This window comes from Tenacibaculum adriaticum, from assembly GCF_008124875.1.
Classification (GTDB): domain Bacteria; phylum Bacteroidota; class Bacteroidia; order Flavobacteriales; family Flavobacteriaceae; genus Polaribacter; species Polaribacter adriaticus.
Genome location: NZ_VNIA01000001.1, coordinates 110,938 through 130,488, shown reverse-complemented (window position 1 = coordinate 130,488; position 19,551 = coordinate 110,938). Strand labels below are relative to the sequence as shown.

General features: G+C 31.2%; 21 protein-coding genes. 10 read left to right on the top strand and 11 right to left on the bottom strand.

Going from position 1 to position 19,551, the window contains the following annotated elements; all coding sequences use genetic code 11:
* Window positions 1–226 precede the first annotated feature (226 nt).
* From C7447_RS00665 to pruA, 8 genes are all read right to left on the bottom strand, one after another.
* Window positions 227–1,657, bottom strand: coding sequence for a serine hydrolase domain-containing protein (locus tag C7447_RS00665; RefSeq protein ID WP_148868257.1), 1,431 nt, complete (start codon window positions 1,655–1,657; stop codon window positions 227–229).
* Between the two features lie 27 nt (window positions 1,658–1,684).
* On the bottom strand, window positions 1,685–2,134 hold the full coding sequence (locus C7447_RS00660) for a YybH family protein (protein ID WP_148868256.1): 450 nt from the start codon (window positions 2,132–2,134) through the stop codon (window positions 1,685–1,687).
* Window positions 2,135–2,137: 3 nt separating this feature from the next.
* Window positions 2,138–3,160: a serine hydrolase domain-containing protein gene (locus C7447_RS00655; RefSeq protein ID WP_148868255.1), complete on the bottom strand. Its 1,023-nt coding sequence runs from the start codon at window positions 3,158–3,160 to the stop codon at window positions 2,138–2,140.
* 116 nt (window positions 3,161–3,276) lie between these two features.
* Window positions 3,277–3,693, bottom strand: coding sequence for a nuclear transport factor 2 family protein (locus C7447_RS00650; RefSeq protein WP_148868254.1), 417 nt, complete (start codon window positions 3,691–3,693; stop codon window positions 3,277–3,279).
* An 11-nt stretch (window positions 3,694–3,704) separates the two neighbouring features.
* A complete protein-coding gene (locus tag C7447_RS00645; protein ID WP_148868253.1) occupies window positions 3,705–3,896 on the bottom strand; it encodes a type 1 glutamine amidotransferase family protein in 192 nt (63 codons plus the stop codon).
* Window positions 3,897–3,922: 26 nt separating this feature from the next.
* Entirely contained in the window at window positions 3,923–4,453 is a 531-nt protein-coding gene (locus tag C7447_RS00640; RefSeq protein WP_148868252.1) for a type 1 glutamine amidotransferase domain-containing protein, read from the bottom strand.
* Window positions 4,454–4,543: 90 nt separating this feature from the next.
* Window positions 4,544–5,593 carry a helix-turn-helix domain-containing protein gene (locus tag C7447_RS00635; RefSeq protein ID WP_148868251.1) on the bottom strand — a complete coding sequence of 350 codons (1,050 nt, stop codon included), beginning with the start codon at window positions 5,591–5,593 and terminating at the stop codon, window positions 4,544–4,546.
* Window positions 5,594–5,765: 172 nt separating this feature from the next.
* Entirely contained in the window at window positions 5,766–7,391 is a 1,626-nt protein-coding gene (pruA, locus tag C7447_RS00630) for an L-glutamate gamma-semialdehyde dehydrogenase (protein ID WP_148868250.1), read from the bottom strand.
* A gap of 136 nt (window positions 7,392–7,527) precedes the next feature.
* On the opposite strand from pruA, the gene C7447_RS00625 reads away from it, so the two are divergent.
* Complete coding sequence (locus C7447_RS00625; RefSeq protein ID WP_148868249.1) at window positions 7,528–8,241, top strand: NRDE family protein; 714 nt, start codon at window positions 7,528–7,530, stop codon at window positions 8,239–8,241.
* Here C7447_RS00625 and C7447_RS00620 read toward each other — a convergent pair.
* Genes C7447_RS00620 through C7447_RS00610 form a run of 3 tightly spaced genes read right to left on the bottom strand, consistent with a single transcriptional unit; the run spans window position 8,238 to window position 11,029 of the window.
* Window positions 8,238–9,374, bottom strand: coding sequence for a DUF3667 domain-containing protein (locus C7447_RS00620; protein ID WP_148868248.1), 1,137 nt, complete (start codon window positions 9,372–9,374; stop codon window positions 8,238–8,240). The genes C7447_RS00625 and C7447_RS00620 overlap by 4 nt on opposite strands.
* Window positions 9,374–9,760: a Co2+/Mg2+ efflux protein ApaG gene (gene apaG, locus C7447_RS00615; RefSeq protein ID WP_148868247.1), complete on the bottom strand. Its 387-nt coding sequence runs from the start codon at window positions 9,758–9,760 to the stop codon at window positions 9,374–9,376. The genes C7447_RS00620 and apaG overlap by 1 nt, the downstream gene beginning before the upstream one ends.
* 51 nt (window positions 9,761–9,811) lie before the next feature.
* Window positions 9,812–11,029 carry a type IX secretion system plug protein gene (locus C7447_RS00610; protein WP_148868246.1) on the bottom strand — a complete coding sequence of 406 codons (1,218 nt, stop codon included), beginning with the start codon at window positions 11,027–11,029 and terminating at the stop codon, window positions 9,812–9,814.
* Window positions 11,030–11,191: 162 nt separating this feature from the next.
* Here C7447_RS00610 and C7447_RS00605 point away from each other — a divergent pair, with 162 nt between their 5' ends.
* The 9 genes from C7447_RS00605 to C7447_RS00565 all read left to right on the top strand — a co-directional run bounded on the left by C7447_RS00605 (window position 11,192) and on the right by C7447_RS00565 (window position 19,497).
* Complete coding sequence (locus C7447_RS00605) at window positions 11,192–12,538, top strand: Na(+)-translocating NADH-quinone reductase subunit A (protein WP_148868245.1); 1,347 nt, start codon at window positions 11,192–11,194, stop codon at window positions 12,536–12,538.
* Between the two features lie 3 nt (window positions 12,539–12,541).
* Window positions 12,542–13,747 carry an NADH:ubiquinone reductase (Na(+)-transporting) subunit B gene (locus tag C7447_RS00600; protein ID WP_148868244.1) on the top strand — a complete coding sequence of 402 codons (1,206 nt, stop codon included), beginning with the start codon at window positions 12,542–12,544 and terminating at the stop codon, window positions 13,745–13,747.
* A gap of 2 nt (window positions 13,748–13,749) precedes the next feature.
* Window positions 13,750–14,496, top strand: a complete 747-nt coding sequence (locus tag C7447_RS00595) for a Na(+)-translocating NADH-quinone reductase subunit C (RefSeq protein ID WP_148868243.1) — start codon at window positions 13,750–13,752, stop codon at window positions 14,494–14,496.
* A 3-nt stretch (window positions 14,497–14,499) separates the two neighbouring features.
* Window positions 14,500–15,144 (top strand): NADH:ubiquinone reductase (Na(+)-transporting) subunit D, encoded by a 645-nt coding sequence (locus C7447_RS00590; protein WP_148868242.1) that lies wholly within the window; start codon window positions 14,500–14,502, stop codon window positions 15,142–15,144.
* A 30-nt stretch (window positions 15,145–15,174) separates the two neighbouring features.
* Window positions 15,175–15,942, top strand: coding sequence for an NADH:ubiquinone reductase (Na(+)-transporting) subunit E (nqrE, locus tag C7447_RS00585; protein ID WP_148868241.1), 768 nt, complete (start codon window positions 15,175–15,177; stop codon window positions 15,940–15,942).
* Window positions 15,943–15,944: 2 nt separating this feature from the next.
* Window positions 15,945–17,252 carry an NADH:ubiquinone reductase (Na(+)-transporting) subunit F gene (nqrF, locus tag C7447_RS00580; RefSeq protein ID WP_148869471.1) on the top strand — a complete coding sequence of 436 codons (1,308 nt, stop codon included), beginning with the start codon at window positions 15,945–15,947 and terminating at the stop codon, window positions 17,250–17,252.
* Window positions 17,253–17,416: 164 nt separating this feature from the next.
* Entirely contained in the window at window positions 17,417–17,983 is a 567-nt protein-coding gene (locus tag C7447_RS00575; protein WP_148868240.1) for a hypothetical protein, read from the top strand.
* Window positions 17,973–18,719 carry a sensor histidine kinase gene (locus C7447_RS00570; RefSeq protein WP_148868239.1) on the top strand — a complete coding sequence of 249 codons (747 nt, stop codon included), beginning with the start codon at window positions 17,973–17,975 and terminating at the stop codon, window positions 18,717–18,719. Before C7447_RS00575 ends, C7447_RS00570 begins: the two co-directional genes overlap by 11 nt.
* A gap of 4 nt (window positions 18,720–18,723) precedes the next feature.
* Window positions 18,724–19,497, top strand: coding sequence for a LytR/AlgR family response regulator transcription factor (locus tag C7447_RS00565; protein ID WP_148868238.1), 774 nt, complete (start codon window positions 18,724–18,726; stop codon window positions 19,495–19,497).
* The last annotated feature ends 54 nt before the right edge of the window (window positions 19,498–19,551 follow it).

Genomic DNA, 19,551 nt, shown 5'->3' with positions numbered 1-19,551 from the left:
TTATTTTTTTGCAAAGGTAGACTAAAACAAGATACAGAGAGATGAATTTTTTTGGTGGGTTTATTGAACAAAAAGAGAAATAAAAAAGCATCGCTATCGTGTTTCTATATGGTTTGTTGCGTGGTTTAGCACGTAATTTAGCAAATAAAAACCGAATAGAAAATCCGCGAGGATTTTCGTAAGTAGGCGAGTACTAGCAATGAATTATACACGGCTTAAGTTAGCATTAGTTTAATTTCTCAATTTCAGCTAGCATTTTTTCCGCATTATCATTTTCAGGATTCAATACTAAAGATTTTTTATAATTCTGTTTAGCTAAACCATATTGTTTTTTAATAAAATAGGCTTCAGCAAGACTATCAAATGCATTTGATGAATTTGAATGTTCTTCGGTAAGTAATCTAAATATTGATATCGCATTATTTAACTGATTATTTGACAAATAATAATAACCTATTTCATTTAATGCTCTTTCAAAACTTACTTTCTTATTTTCAAGTTTTTTTTGTTTATATATTTGTAATGCATCGTTATAATTATTCAACATAAATGCAAGGCGAACATCTTCATTCAGCATTCTATCTTTTCTAACCAAAGTAGTATCAGATAAACCAGAAATATAAGTAATGGTATTACTAATGACTGGTCTGTTTTTAAATCCGTTTGATAAAATAATTATAGTTAAATCCTTATCTAAAAATTTCATCAAAGCACTTACTCCACCACCTGAAAATCCATAATATTGCTTACCTTGAGGGCCGAAAATACCCCAACTGTATCCAAACGAAGTATCCTGATTATTAAAATCGTATGGTGTTAGCATTTTAATTTTGGTTTCTTGGTTAATGAAATAATTTTGGTCCAATTTACTATTCCATTTTAGCAATGTATTTAAATTTATATTTAAACCATTACCTGCAATGGATCTAGACCCAGCGTTAAATGTGCTTATCTCGTAAGCATTGTACTCTTTATTGAATTGATATTTTGATACTCGATTAGGTATTGCAACCAAACTATTGGAAGCATAGAATACTTGATGGCTATCTTCATTAAATTGATTTTCTTTAATGAAATCCTCAAATTTTTGGTTTGCAACTTTTTCTATAATTAATTTAAGAAACCAAAAATTGGTTTGATTATACTCGTGTCGATATCCTTTTTCAAAATGTAGTGGCTCATTAGCCATTTCTGATATAAGTAATTGATCGGATAACTTTTTGTCAAATTTTTTATAATCAGGAAGCCCAGAAGAATGGGTTAACAAATGTTCTATTTTGATGTTTTCCCACAATTTAGGAAGATTATCTATATATTTTGAAATAGAATCATCTAAAGAGAGTTTCCTATCTTCAATTAACTGGAATATTGCGATAGAAGTAACTATTTTAGAAGTAGAGTAGACCCGAAATAAAGTACTATCTGTAACAGGAACTTTATGAACTAGATTAGCAAGACCATAATTTTTTTTGTGAATTATTTTCCCATTTTGAATTACGCCAATAGCCAATCCTGGAATTTCATCAGCATTCATAAGTGATGAGATGTATTTATCTATTTGTTTGTTAAACTTTACAGATTCTTTTTTAACTATCTTTTTTGAACAAGAAGCTATTATAAGTAGGCTTAATAAAAGTGATGATATTTTGATTTTCATATTATTAGTTTGTTGTCCAGAACTTGATTATTTTGTATTGTTCCAAATATCCAAGTGCATTTTCCAATCGTCATCTACTTTTTTCCAAACAATTACGTATTTGCCTTTCCAGGATGAAATGCGTCCATCTTTATGTTTGGTTTTACCTTCATAGTAGCCATAATCATAAGCCATATCATTAATAATATTTATTTCGGATTGGGTTATTTTATGATAAGTGGTACTTATTCCTTCTGGAAGTGTCCAATATTTAATAATGTCCTCACCTTCCAATATGTTCGTATTATTAGGAAATATTTTTGCACCATTAGTATACGAATTAGCAATATTTGTGTAATCTGAAGCCATTACGTATTTTGAAAAGTCTTCTGTGTTTTTCAGTATGATTTGAATATCTTCTTTATTTCCGCTTAAGGTTTGACTTTGTACATGCCTTATGCTTGCAAGAGTTAAAATTATTATAATTAAATTTTTCATTTTTTAATTTTTAGTGTTAGTTACAATATCATGTATTTCATCTGCCATATCCATAACATTGAAATATTTTTGATTCTTTAAAATCACAATGTATAGATCATCTTTAGGATAGTATCTAATGACAGATTCATAGTTTCCTTGTTCACCATGATGATGATGAACTTCTAATACATCGTCTTTCCATTCTAAAATTCCCAAAGGTGATTGTGAGCCTTCTCTTTCTGAAAGGAACTTTATAGATGCTTTTGATAACAATTGATAACTATGTAAATGATAGAGCCACTGGTAAAGGTCTTTTGCAGTAAACAACATTAAAAACTTTGCTTCTTTATTTGTAAAGGGGTCAAAATTGTAATCTTTATCAAATGCTATAGCAGGTAGTACTTCATTTTTGTAAGGCATTGCCTTGCCAAAATAACTATCGGTCATTTTTGCCGGTTTAAAGATATGTTGTTGAACATAATCTTCAAAGGATTGCCCAGTTACCTTTTCAACTATAAGCGTTAATAGTAATGGGTTGTAGTTTGAATACAGATAATCCGTACCAGGTTTAAAAGTGAGCTCCTCCACCTTTTTTAAATCTTTCAAAAGTAATTCTTCTGTTATTGGAATTTGGTTATCCACATAGTGTTCCCATGATACCTTAGGTAAACCACTAGTATACTTAAATAGTTGCTGTATTGTTATTAACGATGCCCAGGTGGGTAAATTATCTAAGTAATTACTAATCTCATCATCAGTTTTGAGGCTTCCTTTTTCAAAGAGTTGCATGACTGCAACTGCTGGAAATTCTTTATAGATTGAGCCAATGTTGAAACGATGTGCAGCTGTCAAATGTTCTTTTGTTTCGGGATGTGCAATACCAAAGGATTTTTCATAGATTATAGTATCACTCTTTACGACTAGAACATTGCCGTTGAGTTGGCCCTTATTGTATTCTTGCTGCACATATTCATCAATAGTGCTATGCTGACAGCTTATTGTTAAACTATTTACCATAATTAGTAGATATAATAATTTCTTCATGTTTAATTTCTTTTAATAGGGTTTGCCACATTATAATAGGTCACGTTTTTTTGAATATCAGAAGCAGATTTTAGGATGCTTAGATATCTCAATTAAAACAAACCTGTATTTAATTTTTATTTATTTTCTCTGTGAAATATCTTGTTTACGATTTTCCATTCCCCGTCAATTTTCAGTAAATTCATATAATCGATGAAGTAGAAGTTGGGATAGTCTATACGGAGTCGTGCATTTGCCGCATTACCAGCAATATTGATTTGCTCTATGATAGATGTACGGTTTTGTTTTGGGCCTGGTTTGATTGCTTTTTCAAAGAACTCAAGAGCATTGACCTCTGTGTAGCTTTCTCCTTTGATAAATTTCATCCTAGCGTCAGGATGAAAGGCCTTTTTAAGGGTTTTAAAATCGTTATTTGTACCACCGTCTAAATAATAAGAAACTGTTTTTTCTACGAGGTTGTAATCAGACTCTTGAGCCAATGTATTTAGTGAAACATTGATACTTAGTAAGCATATAATAATTGTTCTTTTCATTATTTTTATATTTATTTTTCTAGTAATTTTATAACTTTTTTGGCAACTGATATTGAAGAAGAAGGATCTTGACCTGTTACTAATCTTCCATCTGCCTCAAAATAATTTGCATTTCTTTGTTTTGAATAGGAGAAATATCCACCTCGTTTATTGATTGTTTTTTCGATAGAAAAAGGGAAGGTTTTATATTTTTCCGAATCCATATTTTCAAAAAAATCAGGATAGCCGCTTATTTGTTTATCTTCATATATATATATGTTCCGTTTGATAATTTTAAATTTACTATTCCTGCTGTACCGTGGCAAACGGTGGATATAATACCATTGTTCTCATAAATAGTTCTTGAAATAGTTTGAATTTCTTTGTTTTCTGGTACTCCAAACATTGCAGAACCTCCACCACTGTAATAGGTTGCTTTATAACTTAATGGATTAATCTCGTTTGGACGAAGTGTTTTTTTAAGTAAATTCATAAAATCAGGATCGTTTAGATACTTTTTTTGAATGCTATCAGATTTTTTTATGTATCCTATAGGAATTACGCCACCTTTTGGGCTTATAAAATCTACTTTGTAGCCTGATTTTTTAAAAATATCATAAGCCAAGACAATTTCAGAAAAATGATTAGAGGCATTTAAATTTGTACTTCCGTAAGTATCTTGATTAGATACTACAAAGAGTATTTTATCTTGCTTTTTTTGTGAGGTTTTACATCCTATTAGAATAGAAATGAATGACAAAATAAATATTATTTTTTGCATATGGTTTTAATTTACCGCAATATGCAATCATTCTTATTTATATAGGTTTTCTATTATAAATCCGAACTACTAATTTGTAAATAAAAACTTTTAGGTGTTTTCTTTTTGACTCTTTGTTTTTTTGTATTGAGCTGGCGTGGTTCTTGTTATCTTTTTAAAGGTTGTAAAAAAAGTAGATTTAGAGTTAAAACCACAATCATAACCAATGGTTTCAATTGTGTGTACATCATTTGAAATTAGCAACTGTTTTGCTTCTTCAACTCGAAGTTCGTTTATAAATAAGGAAAATGATTTACCTAAATTATCATTCAGAAATTGTGATAATTGATGAGATGGAATATTTAGATGTTTAGCAATATCTGACAATTTTAAATTGGGATTTTTGAAGAGTTTTTTATCCTTGATGATGGTTAATTTTTCTGTAATTAATTTTACTTCTTCTGTATCAATTTTTTTATTCTCGTATTTTTCTTTTTCATGAAAAAATAAGGTGTTTTTATTTCTTTTAAACAACCATAATAATACTAAAAGGTAAAAAACAAATGAAAATGATAATGCCCCAACAATGTAAGATGTATAAGAACCTATAGTATAAGAAAACCAAATGATTGATACTCCTGTAAAAATACTCAACAACCAAAACTCAATTTCATTGAGTTTTTTAGCTTTCGAAAATACTTTTTTTAGAATATGTTTTAATCGAAAACCAGTTAAAACAATATAGGTTAACCATTGTAAATATATCCCTTTAACAATAAATTTTGACCAAAGTTCTTTAAATGTCCAATATGGATAAATTATACCTAATATAATTAATAACAATACTAATGGAACAATATGAATTAACCATCTTTTAGGTGTTTTTTCGTTTAATGTAGATACAATGTACAAGTACAATGCTGGACCTATTAAAACACAAGCTGTAAGGCCAATTTGAATAAAAGTAACTGATATTTTTGGATTGAAGTGGAAGAAAACAGATTTGATAATTCTTATACTTAAAACAAGTAAAAGTAATGATAGGAAATAGTTTGCAAACTTCTTATACTTTGTTGAGTATGCAAAATAAAAGCTTAATAAAAGACCATTAAAAGCTCCTAATGCGCTTAAAAAGAAGATAATTTGATTTTCATAATTCATTTAATGATATTCAGAGTTGTTTATTTTAATTATTGCCAACTTTAATGATATGAGTTCGTTTTAATGGCTTAAATCAGACGATAGCGAAGTTATCGAAAAGTAAGTTAAGAATCAAACTAAAAAAGCAACCTAAAATGAGGTTGCTTTTGTGTTTTATAAAAAGATTAAGATCTTATCCTAAAAACGGATAACGATAATCTGTTGGTGTAACAAATGTTTCTTTAATTAAACGAGGAGAAACCCAACGTAATAAGTTTTGTGCAGAACCTGCTTTGTCATTTGTTCCTGAAGCTCTCGCTCCACCAAATGGTTGTTGTCCTACTACAGCACCTGTTGGCTTATCGTTTACATAGAAGTTTCCTGCACAGTTTTCTAATGCTTTGGTAGCTTCTACAATCGCATATCTATCTGTAGAGAAAATTGCTCCTGTTAATGCGTATTCAGAAGTTTGGTCTACTAACTGTAATGTTGCTGCCCAATCTTTGTCTTCGTACACGTAAATAGTAACTACAGGACCGAATAATTCAGTTTCCATAGTAGTGTATTTAGGGTTGGTTGTTAAGATAACGGTTGGCTCAATAAAGTAACCTTTCGATTTATCGTAGTTACCACCCGCAATAACTTCTGCATCACTATCTTTTTTAGCTTGATCAATATACTTTGCTAATTTATCAAAAGAACCTTCGTGAATAACGGCAGTAATAAAATTACTCATATCTTCTGGAGAACCCATTTTGAAAGATTTGATGTCTTCTTTTACAAAATCTAACACTTCATTTGCCATCGATTTTGGTAAATACACTCTCGATGCTGCAGAACATTTTTGTCCTTGGAATTCAAAAGCACCACGAGAAATTCCTGTGGCAACTTGCTTAGGGTTTGCAGATGGATGTGCAACAATAAAATCTTTACCACCAGTTTCACCTACAATTCTTGGGTAGGTTTTATAGTTGTGAATATTTGCACCTATTTGTTTCCATAATTCTTTAAATACAAAGGTAGAACCTGTAAAGTGTAATCCAGCAAAATCAGGACTGTCTAAAATTACGTTGGTAATTTCTACAGGATCCCCATAAATGATGTTAATTACGCCATCAGGAACCCCTGCTTCTTTAAATACATCCGCAATTACTTTAGCTGAAAAAATTTGGCTATCGGAAGGTTTCCAAACCACAACATTTCCCATCATTGCAGCAGATGCAGGTAAATTAGCAGCAATTGCAGTAAAGTTAAATGGGGTAATTGCATATACAAATCCTTCTAACGGACGGTATTCTACACGGTTCCAAATTCCTTCAGCAGAATCTGGCTGCTCAGCATAAATTTGCGTCATGTATTCTACGTTAAAACGTAAAAAGTCAATTAGCTCACAAGCAGCATCAATTTCTGCTTGGTGAATGGTTTTTGACTGTGCAATCATGGTTGCAGCGTTAATTTTTGCGCGGTAAGGACCTGCAATTAAATCCGCAGCTTTTAAAAAGATAGCAGCACGTTGTTCCCAAGGCATTTGTGCCCAGTCTTTACGAGCTTCTAAAGCGTTTGCTACTGCTTTGGCTGCATGTGTTTTGTTACCTACATGATATTGCCCCACTACATGTTTGTGATCGTGTGGAGGCGTCATGTTTTTAGTGTTTCCAGTTCTTATTTCCTCACCACCAATGTACATTGGTACGTCAACAGAACCGTTAAAGTATTCTTTATATTGTTTTGCTACTGCTTCTCTTTCTGACGAACCTGGAGCGTATCCTTTTACGGGTTCGTTAACAGCAACTGGTACGTTGAAAAATCCTTTTCCCATTGTTGTTTGTTTATTGGTTTTATTCGTTTAATTTTGAAGTGTAAAGGTACAATTTTTAGTGTAAACATTTTGTAACGTTTGCTACATTAAACCGACTTAAAGAAATCTAGAGAGTTTATTTATAAATCCCTAATTAATGTGTACAGTAACTTATTTACCGCTTGGAGGTAATGATTTTATTTTAACCTCTAATCGAGATGAGAATCCAAAGCGAAAAACAATACCGCCAATAAAGTATAAAGAAAATGGGGTGGAGTTGATATATCCGAAAGATGAAATAGCAGGAGGAACTTGGATTGGATTAAGCGAAAAAAAACGATTGATTTGTTTGCTAAATGGTGGTTTTGAAAAACATAAAAGGGATACTTCATATAGATTGAGTAGAGGTGTAATTGTAAAACAATTGCTACAAGTGAATAATCCGATAGAAATTATTGAGCATTTCGATTTTGAAGGAATAGAACCTTTTACAATTGTGTTGGTTGATTGGAAAAATACTTTAAAAGCCTACGAGTTAGTTTGGGATGGAAATCAAAAGCATTTTAGCCGTTTATCTCAAGAGCCTAAAATTTGGTCGAGCTCGACTTTGTATACCGAAGAAATGAAAAAACTGAGACAAGACTGGTTTGCAGATTGGTTAAATTCAGACCCAGAGTTTTCACAAGAAAATATTTTATCATTTCATCAAGATACCAAAAAAGGAAATAAAGAAGTTTCTTTAAAAATGAAAAGATCTTATGCCGAAACGGTAAGTATTACTTCTGTACAAAAATCTTCCGAAAAAGTTAGTATAAAATATATTGATTTTGTGAATGATACGCTTCTTAAATTAGAAAACGTTTTATCTTAGTATAAAGCAAAAGCAATTGCAGACACAATTATTGCTCCAAACAATGAAATAATCATAAATAAAGTGTTTGCTAGTATAAATTTTAAAAAAGTTTTAAAGTAACCTTGCTCATAAAATTTCTTCATAGCTATAAAAAGGTAAACTAAAAAAACAAGTAAAAAAATACGGATAATGTAGTTAGTATCTTTTACAAAATCAATTAGATAAAAAATAGAAAAAAGTAAAAAGAAAACGGTTTGTACATGAAATACGAAAACCAAGTGTTCTACATAGGTGAATTTTCTTCTAAAATAAATAATTCTTAAAAAGAAAGTGAATAAAGGAAGTAAAATGAATAGAGAAATAGAAGCGTAAGACAATAGTTGCTTATTAAATTTATTACTTTCACCTTCTTTAGATACAAAAGAGTTTATAACTTCTGCTCTTGAGTACCAAAATCTGTTAGAAAATGTTTTTTCCATATGTAAACTATCCAAAGCAGTGTCTATAGAAATTTTAGGATTGTTCTTTTGAAATTTAAGAAATGACATCACGTTTTTATTATCTGCTAAAGACACGTTGAAGCCATCTGCTTGATTTTTAGTTTTTATGGAGTCGTTAATATTGTTTAAAGAATCGAGTGCTATTAAGCTATTAATAGAATCTTTTCTCTTTTGAGCTTTATCTATTTCTTTGAAAACAACATCTTGAATGGAGTCTAAATTTATTGGTTTTTCAACTGTTTTAATTCCGTTTTTTGATATTTGCACATTTTTAAAAGAGGAGACATTTCTACCACTTCTAAGCATGTTTAATTTACTATAACTATCTGTAAAACCAATGATTAAAAAGAAAATAATAGATGTAGTTAAATAAAAACGAAACGGATTTACATACCGAGTTCTTTTTCCTTCAATATAGTCTTTGGATACTTTTCCAGGGGAAAATAATAAAGGGATTAAGGTTTTCCAAAATTTAGCGTCCCAAGAAGTAAGACCATTAAAAAGTTCTTTAAGAAAAGCTCCGAAAGTCAATTTATCTCCTTTATTTTTTTGTCCACATTCAGGGCAAAATATTTCTTGACCCGAAAAAGGATATCCGCAGTTTAAGCAATTTGAATTTTTAATTATTACGAGCTTATTTTTTTTCGCCATTAGTTAAGCGTAGGGGTTGTGGTTAGTTGAAAAGTTGGTATGGTTACTAAAAATCTTTCAGTAGATTCTGTCTTTATCATTTTGTAATTGCCAGACATTGCCCCATGTGTAGAGAGTAAAAAACAATTAGATTTATAATTGTACTCATCATTAGGATGTAAAATGGGTTTTTGCCCTACAACGCCTTCTCCTTCTATAAATTCTGTTTTGTTTAATGAATCGTGTATGGTCCAGTATCTTTCTAATAACTGTACTGTGTCTTTCGATTTGTTTTCAATAGTTATAAAATAACTAAAGGCATGATAATTAAAATGACCACGTGTTATGATTCCGTTGTAAGTGGTTTTTACCGAAATCTTAATACCTTTTGTTATTTGTTGAAACATTCAATAAATGTAAAAGTTTTTATTGAATATTACAACAGCAGAATTTACAGATTATCTGTTTTGATTGAAGAAGCCGTTTCCTACTCCAACAACACGATCATAAATTTCTCCAAAAGGGTGGTAGTATACGATGACAGTGTATTCGTTTTCAGTTTCGTAGAAAGAACCGTCTACTTCGTTTAAGTTTACGTTTCTGTCTCTATCAACAGTCGCAAAGCAATAATTATAAAAACCTTGCTTTAAAGAAACGGCAGCTTTGTATATTTTATCCTTCTTGTTGTACGTCATTTTGTTTTCTTCGGATAATTCGAAGTTATTAAACGCTCCGTAAACGTATACTTCTTTATTAAGGTAAGGTTTATGTGAATCCAAAGAAAAATGAATGGTAGCATAATCTGCTTCGGTTGTTTTGTCGTTAGCATCTAAAGTACGCACAATAAATTCTCCATTAATATCAGGGTTGTACGAATAAGGTTTGTTGGCGCGAGGTTCGTTGGTATAAAGATAATTATGATAAACTTCCTCGCGTTCAGTTTTAGCGATGTTTAAGTTTGTATTTCTGATAGTTTTATTATCAAAATTTAAAAACTCGTTACCTCCCCAAAAGTTTGTAGTTTGAGTATAATTGTAAATTAACTGTTGAGGTCTAAAAAACTGTGGTTGTATATTGGTGATTGCGGTATTCCAGTTATTATTTTGAAAAAGAACAACTTTAATTTCTTGTGCAGGATTGTTAATTTGTAGTTCGGGATAATTAATCGAAAACTGAACGGTTTGTTGTTCGTTTATGGTTTTTATAAACCTGCTTCTAAAAGCGGCAACACCAACCATAGTTAAGTCTTCATAAAATACACAACGACGTGTAAAAACAACTTCATTATTATAGTTTAATACTGAAATTAAATAGTTTCCGCTTTTTGTGATGATTGTGTTTTCATTAGGAATTTGCACAGAATAATGCGTGTAATCTTGCAAAGTGTTAAATGAGTTGGTAACATCATTAATGTAATTTTCTGCAAACCCATTTATATATTGATTGGAGGTTAGGTTGCTCGGTTTCCAATCATAGGTCATATGCTGAACTCTATATTGATATTCTTTATTGTCAGCGTCTAAATCATCAAAAGATAATTCTAAAATACTACCTAACGGAACAATCGCAGAAAAGGAATTGCTATTTATGGGTCTTAGCTGTACGGTTTTAATATTTTGTGCTTTCCCTAAAAAGGAAAAGAATATAAGGGGTAAAAAAAAATACTTTTTCAACATATATAGCAAAAGTATCAAAATGTAAGCCAAAGACAAATTAAAATTATTTAGAACAAATATAAATAAGATGTTTTACGGAAGATAAAATAATATTTGGCCATATCTAGTACCCAAAATTTTTAAATTTGCGTGTTTTTTAAGAGAATCAAATCAATAGTTACTATGTCAAAAGACATCCGTATAAAGAAAGGGCTTGATATTAAGCTCGTTGGTGAAGCAAAACAAGTGACTACCGAACTTCCTATAGGTAGTGTTTATGCAATAAAGCCAGAAGATTTTCACGGCGTTATTCCTAAAATTTTAGCAAAAGAAGGAACTGAGGTAAAAGCAGGTCAAGCACTTTTTCATGCAAAAAGTGATGAACGTATTTTATTTCCGAGTCCTGTAAGTGGTAAAATTACTGAGATTACGCGTGGAGCAAGGAGAAAAGTATTAGAAATTAAAATCACTGCAGATAGCAATCAAGCGTTTGAGGATTTTGGAAAAAAAGATGTAGCAGCTATGTCTGGTGAAGAAGTGAAAAAGCACTTATTTGCAGCAGGATGCTGGCCATTCATCAAGCAACGTCCGTACGATGTTGTTGCAAATCCAAATCAAGCTCCAAAAGCTATTTTTGTGTCGGCTTATGCAAGTGCTCCGTTGGCAGCAGATTATGACTATACGTTAAAAGGTAAAGAAGCTGAATTACAAGTTGCTTTAACAGCTTTAACAAAGTTGACTGATGGTAAAGTACATGTTTCTGTAGGATCTAATAGTTCGCCATTAGCTACCACAAAAGGAGTTGAGGTTCATAAAGTTTCTGGACCACATCCTGTAGGGAATGTAAGCACACAAATTGCACAAATAGATCCTATTAACAAAGGAGAAGTTGTGTGGGTCGTTACACCTCAAGATTTAGTGGTTATCGGTGAGTTATTGTTAACAGGGAAGTTCAATGCAAAACGTACGATTGCTTTAACAGGTTCTAAATTTAAAACTCCACAATATGTTACTGCATTACCAGGAGCGAATATTGCTGAGGTTGTAAAAGGGAATTTAGATACTGATAACACCCGTGTTATTAGTGGAAATGTATTAAGCGGATTAGAAGTTGGTGAAAAAGGATTTATTGGTTTTTATGACAATCAAATTACGGCTATTCCAGAAGGAAATGATTATGAGTTATTCGGATGGAACAAGCCAGTATTTAATAAGATTTCTACTTCAAGAGCATTTACGTTCTCTTGGCTAAATCCAAAGAAAAAATACGACTTAAATACGAATACAAACGGGGAGCACAGAGCATTTGTGGTAACAGGTTCGTACGAAGAAGTATTTCCATTAGATATCTATCCGATGCAATTATTAAAAGCTTGTATGTATAAAGATCTTGACGAAATGGAAGGATTAGGAGCTTACGAAGTTGCACCAGAAGATTTCGCTTTAACAGAATTTATTTGTGTGTCTAAACAACCTCACCAAAAGATAGTTCGCGAAGGATTAGATTTAATGAGAGAAGAATTAGGATAAGATATGGGCTTAAAACAAAATTTACATAATTTAAAAGAGAAATATAAAGGTACTAAGATGGCACCTGCGTTTAACGCAATTCACACCTTTTTATATTTGCCAAATGAGACCACTCACAATGGAACTCATATTAAAGCAGCAGACGATTTAAAACGTACGATGAATATCGTAATTATGGCATTAGTGCCGTGTTTAATTTTCGGGATGTTTAATGCTGGTTACCAACATCACGTAGCAACAGGAGAGGCTGAAAGAGCAATGAGCTTTTTTAGCGGAAACTTTTGGAATCTTGATAACTTATGGATTGGAATTGTTAAGATTCTTCCATTAGTTATAGTTTCTTATGTGGTTGGTCTGGCAGTAGAATTCATTTTTGCTGTAATTAAAGGACACGAAGTAGAAGAAGGGTACTTAGTAACAGGAATGTTAGTTCCGTTAATTGTACCAGTAGATTTACCATTATGGATGTTAGCTGTTGCAGTAGTATTCGGTGTGGTAATTGGTAAAGAAGTTTTTGGAGGAACAGGGATGAACATCTTAAACCCAGCACTAACAATTCGTGCGTTTTTATTCTTTGCATATCCAACTTGGATGTCTGGAGATAAGGTTTGGGTACAAGGAGCGGTAGAGTCAATAGGGAAAGCAGATGCTATTTCTGGTGAAACGATTCTAGGAAGTTTAGCACAATCACAGCCATTAAGCTATTCAGTTTCTGATATGTTCTTCGGATTTATTCCGGGTTCAGTTGGTGAAACTTCAACATTCTTAATCTTATTAGGAGCTTTATTCTTAATCTTTACGAAGATTGGAAGTTGGAGAATTATGTTGTCATCAGTAATTGGAGCCTTAGTAATGGGATTCATCTTTAACCAAGTTGTTGATTTTGGTTGGATTGGTGAAACAAGTAAATTCTATGGATTGATGTCTTTAGATTTTTGGAAACATTTACTAATTGGAGGTTTTGCATTTGGAGCAGTATATATGGCAACAGACCCAGTATCTGCATCACAAACAAACAAAGGAAAATGGATTTACGGTTTCTTAATCGGTTTTGTTTCGATTATGATTCGTGTATTTAATCCCGCATATCCAGAAGGAGTGATGTTAGCGATTTTATTAATGAACGTTTTTGCTCCAACAATTGACCATTATGTGGTTCAAGGAAATGTGAAGAGAAGATTAAAACGTGCTAAAGTTAAAACTGCCTAATTATGAGTAAGAGAACAGATAGTAATTTATATACAATACTTTTCGCCATAGGAATGGTGTTAATAGTAGGTGCATTATTAGCTTTTACAGCATCTTCATTAAGAGGAAATATTGATGCTAATAAACGTATAGAAAAGCAACAAAACATTTTATACGCCATGGGCGTAAATCAAAATGATGAAACAAATGCAAATTTTGTTTCTACAGAGATTGCAGAACAAGAGTTTACGAAGTACATCAAAAAACAAATCGTTATTGAAGGTGATAAAATTACTGAAGATAGTCAAGCATATTTAATTGATGTTAAAAAAGAACAAACAAATGCAAAGGCAGGTAAAACAAGAAGATTGCCATTGTTTGTTGGGGAAAAAGAAGGTAAAATGTTTTATATAGCTCCAATTAGAGGTAAAGGTCTTTGGGATGCTATTTGGGGGTACGTAGCTATGGATGAAAACATGGTGGTACAAGGTGCTTATTTTGATCACAAAGGAGAAACACCTGGTTTAGGTGCTAATATAAAGCAACGTTTCTTTATGGATGATTTTATCGGTGAACATTTGTTAAATGAAGCAGGTGATTTTAAAGGAATTAATGTAACCAAAGGAAACAACGATCCAAAAAACGAAAATAAGACAGATAACGAGGTAGACGCTATAGCAGGAGCAACAATTACTGGGAATGGTGTAACAGCTATGATTAAAAGTGATTTAAACCTTTACATGCCTTATTTTAAAACTTTAAAAAAATAATATATGGGACTTTTATCAAAAAAAGACGCAGCATTAATTACTGACCCATTAGCAGACAACAACCCAATTACTATTCAAGTATTAGGTATTTGTTCAGCATTAGCAATTACTGCAGAGTTAAAAGCGTCAATAGTGATGGCTATTTCTGTAATGGCAGTTTTAGCTATTGGGAATGTGGTAATTTCATTAATGCGTAATATCATTCCATCAAAAATTAGAATTATTGTACAATTAATAGTTGTTGCAGCATTGGTAATTATTGTTGATTTAGTTTTAAAAGCTTTTGCTTACGAATTGAGTAAAACACTATCTGTTTTTGTTGGGTTAATTATTACAAACTGTATTATTATGGGGCGTTTTGAAGCATTTGCTTTGGGTAACGGACCATGGAGATCATTCTTAGATGGAATTGGGAACGCAGCAGGTTACGGTTTAATATTGATTGCTGTTGGTTTTTTTAGAGAATTATTAGGTTCGGGAACTCTATTAGGATTTAAAGTACTAGGAGATCCAATAGAAAAAACTGGATTATATGCTTTAGGATATGAAAACAACGGATTTATGTTATTATCACCAATGGCATTAATAGTTGTAGGGATTATCATTTGGGTACAACGTAGTAGAAATAAAGCATTAATTGAAGACTAACCTTAGTTAGATTCATTAAAATATAGAAAAATGGAACATTTAGAATTATTTTTCAAGTCAATATTTATAGATAACATGGTATTTGCTACGTTCTTAGGAATGTGTTCTTATCTTGCAGTATCTAAAAAAGTATCTACAGCAGTAGGTTTAGGAGCAGCGGTAATCTTCGTATTGGCAGTTACCGTACCTATCAACTGGTTATTAGATCAATATTTATTACAGCCAGGAGCATTGTCTTGGTTAGGAGCAGAATATGCAGAGTACGATTTAAGTTTCTTATCATTTATCATGTTTATTGCAACCATTGCAACCATGGTACAATTGGTAGAAATTATTGTTGAGAAGTTTGCACCAGCATTATACAATTCATTAGGTATTTTCTTACCGTTGATTGCAGTAAACTGTGCAATTTTAGGAGGATCTTTATTTATGCAGTCTCGTGAGATTCCAACATTAGGTTTATCATTAGTTTATGGTATTGGTTCAGGTATTGGTTGGTTTTTGGCTATTTTAGCAATTGCTGCAATTCGAGAGAAAATCAGATATTCTTCTGTGCCTCCTGCCTTAAGAGGACTAGGAATTACATTTATTATTACTGGTTTGATGGCTATTGGATTTATGAGTTTTGGTGGAATGTTAACTGGTGGAGATGATGCTAGTAAGAAGAAAGAAGCGCCAAAGGCTGAAATCAAAGTAGAGCAAAAACAAGTAGAAGATTCGTTAACAAAAGTAAACGAAACAGAGAAAGAAGAAACTGAAAAAGAATTAGCAGATAACACTAAAAAAATTACAGAATAATGATGTTTTTAGAAGTAAGCACAGGAGGAACAGTAGCTGTAACAGTATTAGCATTTTTAGTTATTACTTTAGTATTAGTAGCTTTATTGTTATTTGTAAAACAAAAATTAGCGCCATCAGGACCTGTAAAAATTACTATTAATGGTGAAAGAACAATAGAAGTAGCTTCAGGGGGTACTTTATTGTCAACTTTAGGAAATGAAAAAATATTTTTACCATCTGCATGTGGTGGTGGTGGATCTTGTGTACAATGTGAGTGTCACGTTAACTCTGGCGGAGGTGAAGCTTTACCTACAGAAACACCTCATTTTACACGCAAAGAATTACAACATGGTATTCGTTTAGCATGTCAGGTAAAAGTAAAACAAGACATGGATATTTCTATCCCAGAAGAGATTTTTGGGATTAAGAAATGGGAAGCTACAGTAGTTCGCAATTACAACGTTGCGTCCTTTATTAAAGAATTTGTGGTAGAAATACCAGAAGATATGGGGTACAAAGCAGGAGGATATATTCAAATTGAAATTCCACCTTGTGAAGTGAAGTTTGCTGATATGGATATTACAGCACACCCAGAAGAGCATGAAACTCCAGACAAGTTCCAAGAGGAATGGGATAAGTTTAAGTTATGGCCGTTAGTAATGAAGAATCCAGAAACGGTTGAAAGAGCATATTCTATGGCTTCTTTCCCTGCGGAAGGACGTGAAATTATGTTAAACGTTCGTATTGCTACTCCTCCTTTTGATAGAGCAAAAGGTGGATGGATGGATGTAAATCCAGGAGTTGCTTCTTCATATGTTTTCTCAAGAAAAGTGGGAGATAAAGTGACTATTTCAGGACCTTATGGAGAGTTCTTCATTAATGAATCTGACGCAGAAATGTTATATGTAGGAGGAGGAGCAGGTATGGCACCAATGCGTTCTCATTTATATCACTTATTCAAAACTTTAAAAACAGGAAGAAAAGTTTCTTATTGGTATGGAGGACGTTCTAAACGTGAATTATTCTATTTAGATCATTTTTACCAGTTAGAGAAAGATTTCCCTAACTTTAAATTCCATATTGCATTATCTGAGCCTTTACCAGAAGATAACTGGAAAGTAAAAGATAGCATGGAAGCAGAAGGGGATGGTTTTGTAGGATTCGTTCACAATTGTGTAATTGACAACTATTTAAGTAAACACGATTCACCAGAAGATATAGAATTATATTTCTGTGGACCACCATTAATGAACAAAGCAGTACAAAAAATGGGAGAAGACTTTGGTATACCAGATGAAAACATCCGTTTTGATGACTTTGGAGGATAGGTCAATGAAAATTATTAAATATATAAAACCGATACGAAAGTGTCGGTTTTTTTTATATTAGTAAAAAATAGTATAAAATTATGGATCCATTTTTTTGGGGTTTTACTCTTAGTATTTTTAGTCTTTTTTTATTATTGATGAATGCTTTTTTATTTTCATTAAAAATGAAAAAACGTAACAAATTATACAAAACTGTTACTGCATATCTTGTGATCTTATTTTTTGTTGAATTATTATGCAATCTAATTGGTTATTTAAAACCAGGAGAAAATTCTTTTTTATCTCATTTTTATTTTAACAGTCAATTTTTATTGTTGAGTATTTTCTTTAGAGAATTATTTATTGATATAACTTTAAAGAAAATTGTGATTGTTTCTTACGTTACAATAACTCTATTAATTACAGCTGGTTATGTTTTGAATCCTAAAATTTTTTGGCAATTTAACTTGTTTGAAATAGTAAGTACTTCAGCCTTATTGGTTATTTATGGATTCATTCATTTATTTAACACGTTGAATAATAAAAAAGAATATTTTTATTTTAGCATAGGGCTTATTTTATACTTGATATGTAGTTCTCTAATATTTATGTCAGGGAACTATCAACTTGTGTTTATAGAAGATCCTTATATTGATATTTGGATCTTTAATACCTTTTTTTATATTTTATTTCAATTTTTGATATTTAAAGAATGGTTATTTATAAATAAAGTTGCTAATAATGGTCGATAATACATTATTAAAAGAGGTTACATATGCAATTGTTTTTTTATTAATTATACTAACAAGTATTATTGTATTTATAATAAAATCTAGAAGCGATAGGCAAAATATTCAAAGTCAAAAGCTCGAAATTGAGCAAGTTTTATCACAGAAAACAGTTTTGCTAAAAGAAATCCATCATCGGGTTAAAAATAATTTGCAGTTGATATCAGGCTTACTCTATTTACAATCTAAAAAATATAAGAATCCAGAAATCGAAAATATGTTAAATGATTTACAACGATATATTAATTCCATTGCATTAGTGCATGAAATGCTCTATAATGAAAAAACGTTATCAACAATTTCAATGGATAAATATGTGCGTGAATTAGGAAGTAGATTAGTGAAGTTATCAGAAGATTTAAAAATTTCATTAGAAATAAAAATTAAAAAGATAATGTTGCCTGTTAATTATGCGACTACTTTGGGTTTAATTTTGAATGAATTAATAACGAACTCAATAAAATATGCATTTGAAGGTGAAGTTGGCGTTATAGAAATCATAATAAAATATATTGGTGAAGATGAATATGAATTTGAGTATAAAGATAATGGTGTAGGAATGAATTTAAACTCTAATAAAGGAGATAGAAAAACATTAGGTTTAAGACTCATTAAAATGTTTTCAGAAGAAATTGATGCAAATTTAAATGTTAAAAATGATAACGGATTGTCTTATACATTAAATTTTAAGATTAAGTAAGTATATGAAAGATTTGGTAAAAATTTATATTGTAGAAGACGCTGCAATTGCAAGAGCCTCATTAGAAGATATGTTATTTGAGCATGATTTTGAAGTTGTTGGATCTTCTGCAAAGGCAGAAAACGTATGGAATGATCTTCAAACGATGGAGGTGGATTTGATATTATTAGATGTAAACTTAGCAGGAGATAAAAATGGGATTTGGTTAGCAGAACAAGTGAGAGGCCGTTTTCATATTCCAATTATCTATTTAACAGCATACGGAGATCAAAAAACATTAAATGAGGTTGTTGCTACAAAACCTAATGGTTACCTAATGAAGCCATACCAAGAAGCTACCTTGATAACGACTATAAATATAGTATTAGAAAATTTTAATAAAAATAAAATAAAACAAAATAAAATTAATGATGTAGGTAATGATTTGAATGTAATTCAAGAAAAGAAAAAATATTCAAAATACCTTTTTGTTAAAAAAAATAAAAAAGTAGTAAAAATTGATGTGCCTTCTATTTATTATGTTTCGGTAGAAGAAAAATATTGCAGTCTAAATTCAGCAAATAGTTCCTATTTAATAAGAATGTCATTAAAGGAGGTTATGAAATTATTGCCAGAAACTAAATTTAAACAAGTGCATAGGAGTTATTTAGTTAATTTAGATAAGATTAAAGAAATGTATTTTGAAGACAGTTTAATTGTTCTAGATAATAATGAGAAAGTTCCTTTTAGTGAACGATATAAATCTATTTTTAGAAAAGACAATGACATTTTCTATTAAATACTTTAACTGAAATTTCGTGTTTATCTTTGAAACCTTGTTGTGATTTTGGAA

Excerpts from the sequence above, each read along its gene's own strand:
- nqrE (WP_148868241.1), top strand. The coding sequence starts at position 15,175 with ATGGAACATTTAGAATTATTTTTCAAGTCAATATTTATAGATAACATG.
- C7447_RS00645 (WP_148868253.1), bottom strand. The coding sequence starts at position 3,896 with ATGGATTCGGAAAAATATAAAACCTTCCCTTTTTCTATCGAAAAAACA.
- C7447_RS00590 (WP_148868242.1), top strand. The coding sequence starts at position 14,500 with ATGGGACTTTTATCAAAAAAAGACGCAGCATTAATTACTGACCCATTA.
- C7447_RS00635 (WP_148868251.1), bottom strand. The coding sequence starts at position 5,593 with ATGAATTATGAAAATCAAATTATCTTCTTTTTAAGCGCATTAGGAGCT.
- C7447_RS00655 (WP_148868255.1), bottom strand. The coding sequence starts at position 3,160 with ATGAAGAAATTATTATATCTACTAATTATGGTAAATAGTTTAACAATA.
- C7447_RS00610 (WP_148868246.1), bottom strand. The coding sequence starts at position 11,029 with ATGTTGAAAAAGTATTTTTTTTTACCCCTTATATTCTTTTCCTTTTTA.
- nqrF (WP_148869471.1), top strand. The coding sequence starts at position 15,945 with ATGTTTTTAGAAGTAAGCACAGGAGGAACAGTAGCTGTAACAGTATTA.
- C7447_RS00620 (WP_148868248.1), bottom strand. The coding sequence starts at position 9,374 with ATGGCGAAAAAAAATAAGCTCGTAATAATTAAAAATTCAAATTGCTTA.
- C7447_RS00605 (WP_148868245.1), top strand. The coding sequence starts at position 11,192 with ATGTCAAAAGACATCCGTATAAAGAAAGGGCTTGATATTAAGCTCGTT.
- C7447_RS00650 (WP_148868254.1), bottom strand. The coding sequence starts at position 3,693 with ATGAAAAGAACAATTATTATATGCTTACTAAGTATCAATGTTTCACTA.
- C7447_RS00665 (WP_148868257.1), bottom strand. The coding sequence starts at position 1,657 with ATGAAAATCAAAATATCATCACTTTTATTAAGCCTACTTATAATAGCT.
- apaG (WP_148868247.1), bottom strand. The coding sequence starts at position 9,760 with ATGTTTCAACAAATAACAAAAGGTATTAAGATTTCGGTAAAAACCACT.
- C7447_RS00640 (WP_148868252.1), bottom strand. The coding sequence starts at position 4,453 with ATGCAAAAAATAATATTTATTTTGTCATTCATTTCTATTCTAATAGGA.
- C7447_RS00625 (WP_148868249.1), top strand. The coding sequence starts at position 7,528 with ATGTGTACAGTAACTTATTTACCGCTTGGAGGTAATGATTTTATTTTA.
- C7447_RS00575 (WP_148868240.1), top strand. The coding sequence starts at position 17,417 with ATGAAAAAACGTAACAAATTATACAAAACTGTTACTGCATATCTTGTG.
- C7447_RS00600 (WP_148868244.1), top strand. The coding sequence starts at position 12,542 with ATGGGCTTAAAACAAAATTTACATAATTTAAAAGAGAAATATAAAGGT.
- C7447_RS00570 (WP_148868239.1), top strand. The coding sequence starts at position 17,973 with ATGGTCGATAATACATTATTAAAAGAGGTTACATATGCAATTGTTTTT.
- C7447_RS00660 (WP_148868256.1), bottom strand. The coding sequence starts at position 2,134 with ATGAAAAATTTAATTATAATAATTTTAACTCTTGCAAGCATAAGGCAT.
- C7447_RS00595 (WP_148868243.1), top strand. The coding sequence starts at position 13,750 with ATGAGTAAGAGAACAGATAGTAATTTATATACAATACTTTTCGCCATA.
- pruA (WP_148868250.1), bottom strand. The coding sequence starts at position 7,391 with ATGGGAAAAGGATTTTTCAACGTACCAGTTGCTGTTAACGAACCCGTA.
- C7447_RS00565 (WP_148868238.1), top strand. The coding sequence starts at position 18,724 with ATGAAAGATTTGGTAAAAATTTATATTGTAGAAGACGCTGCAATTGCA.